The following is a 6,000-nucleotide window of genomic DNA, read 5'->3' on the forward strand; positions in this document are numbered from 1 at the left end:
GTCACGTCGGTCTTGGCGTCGGCATAGGCGTTCATGTCTGCCCATTCCCAGGTGGGGAGCCTGCGTTTCGTCCTGGCCGACGGGTTCAGGTCCGTATCCGGTTTTCTCAGCTTGGGGACGTGGAGGTTCGGGACCCGGATTGATCGGGGATGCCAATGCCGTCCTGCCGGGTCGATCACGACATCCACGGTGCCGATAAGACTGTTCTCGGCGATGACAAGGGCACCGCAGTGGCTCGAAAGCACAGCTGCGGTGCCCTGACGAGGGTGGCTGGCCACTGAAAGTACGGCCTCCCGGTGATGGGAACGACCTTTTCCGTACTCTGGCGGAGTTTCGGGCGAGAGACGAGGGCGGGTGCATCAACACCCTCATCGGCGGAACGATCACCCTCTGGGCGCAGTCCGACCTCTGGCTGCAGTCCGCTGCGCGCCAAGGCCAGCGCCACCCGGGCTGGAGCGCATGCCGGCTACGCCGTCGAACCTTCAACCGGCGCCCGGTGATACTGCTTCGGCGCATAGTCAACCGAGACCCCCAGCGAGGCTGCGGCGCGCAGCGCGAAGTTGGGGTCGCGGAGGAGTTCGCGCCCCACCATGACGACATCGGCCAGCCCTGTGGCCACGATCTGCTCGGCCTGGTGGGGCTCGTCGATCAGCCCGACGGCGGCCGTCGGGATCCCTGCCGCCGTGCGGACAGCGGTGGCGAACGGAACCTGATAGCCGGGGCCGACCGGGATGTGGGCCGCGGGGACAATGCCGCCGGAGGAGATGTCCGCGAGGTCCGCGCCGCGCTCGGACGCCCACCGCGCCACGGTCTGGGTGTCCTCAAGGGTCCAGCCGCCGTTGGCCCAGTCGGTGGCGGAGAAGCGAACCACCAGTGGGACGCCGTCGTCCACAGCTGCCCGGACGGCGTCGATGGTTTCCAAGAGCGCACGGGCCCGGTTGGCGAGGGATCCGCCGTAGTCGTCGGTGCGGGTGTTGCTCAGCGGTGAGAGGAACTGGTGGAGGAGGTAGCCGTGGGCGGCGTGGATTTCGAGGAGGTCGAAGCCTGCCGCGATGGCCCGCGTGGCGGCCGCGGCAAACGCCCCCGTAACCTCGCCGATCCCGGCCGCGGTGAGCGCCGCGGGCTCCGCGTAGCCGGAGAAGGCGATGGCGCTCGGGGCGACGGTGGGCCAGCCGCCGTCGTCCGCGGGAACGCTGCCGCGGCGTTCGTCCCACGTCCGGAACGTGGACCCCTTGCGCCCTGCATGGGCCAGCTGGATGCCCGCCGCGGCGCCTTGGGAGTGGATGAAGCGGACAATTCGGGCGAACTCGTCACCCTGGGCATCGTTCCAGAGGCCGAGGTCCTGCGGGGAGATCCGGCCCTCTGGAAGCACCGCGGTGGCCTCGGTGAACACGGCTCCGGCACCTCCCCTGGCGAAGGAGCCAAGATGGACCAGGTGCCAGTCGGTGGGCATCCCGTCCTGCAGTTCCGCGGAATACTGGCACATGGGCGTGACCCAGAGACGGTTGCGGACAGTCAACCCGCGGAGTGTGAGCGGTTCAAAGAGTGCTGACGTCATGGGAGGGTGCCTCTTTCTGCTGGTGGTCGCTTGTCAGGGGCAACGCGGTTGCGCCGCGTCTGATTCCCTCCCGGGCCCGCCGAGCCGTTTCCGCGCCGCGGTCCCCGGCCACGGACTTGCTCACGCCCGCAGCCAGTCCAGCACCTGTTGCGCGTGCATGTTGGGCGGGAAGATCGGATAGAAGACATGCTCAATGACGCCGTCCTTCACCACCAGTGTCAGGCGCGTGTAGAGGCGGGGGTGGCCCGGTGCCGCAAAGGTGGGGAGGTTCAGGGCGGCTGCGAGGGCGAAATCGGCGTCGGACAGCATGGTGAAGGGGAGGCTGAGCCGGGTGGCCACCTCGCGCTGGTAGTCGGCGTCCTGGCTGGAGAACCCGAACACGTTGGCAACCCCGGCCTCGCGGAGCAAGGTGAAGTGGTCGCGGAAGTCGCACGCTTCCGTGGAGCAGCCGCGGGCCCCGGGAATGGCGTCCCACCCGTCCGGCAGGTCCGTGCCGGGGACGCCGGTCAGCGGGTAGAGGTAGATGATGGTCCGGCCGGAGCCGAGCCCGGCGAGGTCGACCCGCCTGCCGTCCGTGGCCTCCAGTGTCAGCGCGGGCATGGCGAGGCCCGGCAGATGGCCCGCGGCGCCGTCGTCCTCGGGGACCGGCAAATCATCGGGCAGGGCCTGGGAGTAGTCGATCATGGTGGTGGGTTCCGTTCCAAACGTTCGGGACGCGCCCTGTTCCAGACGTGCGGCCAGGAGTTCGCGCCGGGAGGCAAGGGATGCAATGGTGCTGTCCAGCTCGGCAATGCTGTCCCGATACGCCGCGAGGGACGCCGGGCATTCGTCACTATGCCGGTGGCCGGCCTCCAGGCATTCAATGAACGGCGCGGCGCGGGCGGGATTGATCCCGAAACCAGCCAGGGCACGAATTTCACTGATGACGCGCAGCTCGTGGTCCGAGTAGTCGCGGTAGCCGTTGGGCAGGCGCCCCGGCCGGACCAGGCCCAGCTGCTCGTAATAGCGCACGGCCTTGATGGACACTTCAGCACGCGCGGCCAACTCGCCTATTTGCATTCTTTCCTCCTCCCCACAACATAAACCCTGCCCCCTGGGGCAGGGTCAACTTGGCCGCTTGGGACGTGGAGCTAAGCCGGGGCTCGGCGGCGGCGCGCCAAACCGGCCGGGGATGTCGAAACGGCGAATTGATCCCGATTTATCAACCTCAAGAGTCCAAATCCGCATCCCCGGCACGTGGAACCGCCAACAGATTGGCCGCCGTCGAACATTTACCGGCGGGTTCAGGCGGCGGAACGACCGCTCAGGGGGCGCCGCCGAAGCGGAGCACTGAGGATGGCGGGTGCCTTGTACGCCATGTCCAACGCGCCAACGTCAGTTCCGGGCGCCACCACGGCATCGATCCGGTCCAGGATCTCATCGGAAAGGGACACCTCCGAGCCGGCCAGGAGGTCATCGAGCTGTTCCATCGTGCGCGGGCCGGCGATCGCGGAGGTGACCCCGGGATGTGCGATGACAAAGGCCATGGCCAAATGCGTCAGCTTCATCCCTGCGTCTTCGGCGATCGGGATGATCCGCTCCACCGTGTCGATGCGGCGTTCGTCGCTCAGGTGGCGGAACCTGCTGGTGCGGCGAAGGTCGTTGGACTGGCCTTTCCGCACGCGGCCGGTCAGGAGGCCTTGCGCCAAGGGGCTCCAGACGAGCACTCCCATGCCAAAGCGTTCGGCGACGGGCAAAACCTCGTTCTCGATGCCGCGGTTGAGAATTGAGTAGTTCGGCTGCTCGGTCCGGAAGCGTTCCAGGCTGCGGCGCTCGGACACCCATTGGGCCTCCACCATGTCCGACGCGGGCATGGATGAACTGCCCACCGCCCGGACCTTGCCGCTGCGGACCAGCTCGGAAAGCGCTGACAGGGTTTCTTCGATGTCGGTGGCGGGGTCGGGGCGGTGGATCTGGTAGAGGTCGATGTAATCGGTCTTCAGCCGGCGCAGCGAGTCCTCCACCGCTTTCATAATCCAGCGCCGCGAGTTGCCCTGCCTGTTGGGGTCCGCCCCCATGGGCCGGCCGAGCTTCGTGGCCAGCACCACGTCCTCGCGGCGGCCTTCCAGCGCCTTGCCGACAATTTCCTCCGACTCACCATTCGAGTACACGTCGGCGGTGTCAATGAAGTTGATGCCGGCGTCCAGAGCTTTGTGGATGATGCGGATCGAGTCGTCGTGGTCGGGGTTGCCGGCGGCACCGAACATCATTGCGCCGAGCGCGTAGGGGCTGACCTTGATGCCGGTGCGGCCAAGAGTGCGGTATTCCATGGGGGTCTCCTTCCGGCACGCGTTGGGTGCCGTATGATGATTAAACGGGACAACGTCCCGCTATACCACTACAATATGGGACACTGTCCCGTTTAGCAAGGAGTTTCCTGGTGGCCCGTGCAGATGCGCAGCGAAACGTGGAGTTGCTCCTCGCGGCTGCGAAGGAGGAATTCTCCCTTCAGGGCGTCGATGTCAACGTCCGGGCCATCGCCGCGCGGGCAGGCGTGGGGACGGCCACGCTATACCGGCATTTCCCACAGCGGTCGGACCTGATCTCCGCCGTATTCCGTCGCGAGATCGACGCGTGTGCTTCCGACGGCGCTGTGCTCACCGAGGCCCACGGGCCCGAGGAGGCGTTGCGGCTGTGGCTGTTGCGCTACACGGAGTTCGTGGCCACCAAGCACGGCCTCGCCGCAGCCTTGCACTCCGGCAACCCGGCCTTCAATGCCCTGCCCGTGTACTTCCATGAACGGCTCGGCCCGGTACTGGCGGAACTTTTGATAAATGCCCAAAAGGAAAATCCCCACCAGCCTGGCGCGGCCCGCAGCGACGTGGAGCCCCTGGACATTCTCGGCGCTGTCGCCAACCTTTGCATCCCGGCGTCCAGCTCGGGCGATTCCAGCCGGGTGCAGCGCATGGTCAACATCTTTATCGACGGGCTGCTCACCAGCCTGCGCGCCTGAGCTGATCGAAATTCGGCGAGCTGCAAAATACCGCCCGGAGCCTATGCGCCCTGTTGATCCGCCGGAGGGTGTTCGGCAACGCAGAAGAGGTTCCTTTCTGGATCGGCCAGGGTGGTCCACTGGACATGTGCAAACTCTTCCAAAACTTCCCATCCAAAAGTGGCGCCCAGCCCGATGATGCGTTCCCCCTCCGCCTTCCGGGATCCCCAGGGGACGGTGAGATCCAAGTGGGACACCTGGTGCTCGGACCGGGGAACGGTCCCCCGCTGGAAAAACATTCCAAAGCCGCCCGGCCCGTTCGGCGGCAGGTAGACGCTCTCCCCATTGACTGACTGCTCAGCACCTGTGACCCCTGTCCAGAACGTGGCGAGGCCGGTGGGGTCCTCCGCCTCCATATTGATGGCCCCGAGGGTAATCTGTGGGTTGGTCATGCGGGCAACTCTAGCTGCCTCCACCGGCGCTGGCTCCAAGTTTCTTCGTCCCTCTGCCCGAGCCGCGCGTGGTGCCTCATGACCGGCAGTGTTAGCATCGCTTTTGGGTGCATCCGTTGGTGTTTGCCGCACCTTCCCACCTCCTAAGGCAACACCTGCTGATCGAACGGCGTGACCGCACGGTCGGCATCCACGAACGGAGTAACCGTGGTCAGCTTTCGAACAACACTGTGGGCCGCGGGCGGCAACAACGTGGGCATCGTGGTGCCCGGGGACATCGTGCGTGGCTTCGACCGCGGCAAACGCGTGCCCGTCGTCGTCACCGTTGATGGCGGTTACTCGTTCCGAAACACCATCGCATCGATGGGTGGCCAGTGCCTGATCTCGTTCAATGCCGAGACGAGAACCGCCACGGGCAAGGGCGCAGGTGATGAGATCGAGGTGGTCCTCGAAGTTGATAATGCACCGCGCACTGTCGACATTCCCGCAGCGCTGGCGGAGGCATTTATCGTTGACGCGCAGGCTGCCAAGGTCTGGTCTACGCTCTCCTACAGTAAGCAGCGCGCACACGCCCAAGCAGTTGAAAGCGCCAAGAGCGACGACACCCGGGCACGGCGGGTACGGAAGGTTCTGGACGAGTTGCTGCCCTGAATGGCCGCGTCCCGCGATATGTGACCTCGCTGACAGGCCCTTTCAGACCCTCCCTCCGCACTGTCCTATTGACGTAACGTGGTGGTGATGGAAATTCGCACTGAGACCTTCCCGTACCGGACCCCCTGAGTCGCAAGAAGTACGTACGGGAATGGAGATCTGCTGTGCACCTCCCTCCGCAATCAACCCCCTCCAATCAACCACAGGAGATCCCCCATGTTGACTGTCAACGCCTATGCCGCACCCTCCGCCACCGGCGCGCCCATTCCCACCACCATTGAACGCCGGGACGTCGGTCCCCACGACGTATTGATCGACATCAAGTTCGCCGGCATCTGCCACTCCGACATCCACACCGTCCGCGGCGA

6 protein-coding genes and 1 pseudogene are annotated in these 6,000 nt (G+C 65.7%); 3 read left to right on the forward strand and 4 right to left on the reverse strand.

The genetic code is table 11. The annotated features are described in order from the left end of the window. Nucleotides 1-466 precede the first annotated feature (466 nt). The 3 genes from CVV68_RS20725 to CVV68_RS20735 all read right to left on the reverse strand — a co-directional run bounded on the left by CVV68_RS20725 (nucleotide 467) and on the right by CVV68_RS20735 (nucleotide 3,867). A complete protein-coding gene (locus tag CVV68_RS20725; protein ID WP_110502899.1) occupies nucleotides 467-1,558 on the reverse strand; it encodes an NADH:flavin oxidoreductase/NADH oxidase in 1,092 nt (363 codons plus the stop codon). Nucleotides 1,559-1,678: 120 nt separating this feature from the next. Then, complete coding sequence (locus CVV68_RS20730) at nucleotides 1,679-2,617, reverse strand: redoxin family protein (RefSeq protein ID WP_110502900.1); 939 nt, start codon at nucleotides 2,615-2,617, stop codon at nucleotides 1,679-1,681. Nucleotides 2,618-2,841: 224 nt separating this feature from the next. Beyond that, nucleotides 2,842-3,867 (reverse strand): aldo/keto reductase, encoded by a 1,026-nt coding sequence (locus tag CVV68_RS20735; protein WP_110502901.1) that lies wholly within the window; start codon nucleotides 3,865-3,867, stop codon nucleotides 2,842-2,844. A 110-nt stretch (nucleotides 3,868-3,977) separates the two neighbouring features. Between CVV68_RS20735 and CVV68_RS20740 the strand changes: the two genes are divergently transcribed. Then, entirely contained in the window at nucleotides 3,978-4,550 is a 573-nt protein-coding gene (locus tag CVV68_RS20740) for a TetR/AcrR family transcriptional regulator (RefSeq protein WP_110502902.1), read from the forward strand. A 41-nt stretch (nucleotides 4,551-4,591) separates the two neighbouring features. Here CVV68_RS20740 and CVV68_RS20745 read toward each other — a convergent pair whose 3' ends face one another. After that, nucleotides 4,592-4,981 (reverse strand): VOC family protein, encoded by a 390-nt coding sequence (locus CVV68_RS20745; protein ID WP_110502903.1) that lies wholly within the window; start codon nucleotides 4,979-4,981, stop codon nucleotides 4,592-4,594. Between the two features lie 207 nt (nucleotides 4,982-5,188). Here CVV68_RS20745 and CVV68_RS20750 point away from each other — a divergent pair, with 207 nt between their 5' ends. Together CVV68_RS20750 and CVV68_RS20755 are read left to right on the forward strand one after the other, a co-directional pair. Beyond that, nucleotides 5,189-5,632: a YdeI/OmpD-associated family protein gene (locus CVV68_RS20750; protein ID WP_110502904.1), complete on the forward strand. Its 444-nt coding sequence runs from the start codon at nucleotides 5,189-5,191 to the stop codon at nucleotides 5,630-5,632. Between the two features lie 216 nt (nucleotides 5,633-5,848). After that, nucleotides 5,849-6,000 (forward strand): annotated as a pseudogene (locus CVV68_RS20755) (alcohol dehydrogenase catalytic domain-containing protein); the annotation flags it as partial.

Origin of the sequence: Arthrobacter livingstonensis, assembly GCF_003219815.1 — a bacterium.
In the GTDB taxonomy this organism is placed as follows: Bacteria; Actinomycetota; Actinomycetes; order Actinomycetales; family Micrococcaceae; genus Specibacter; species Specibacter livingstonensis.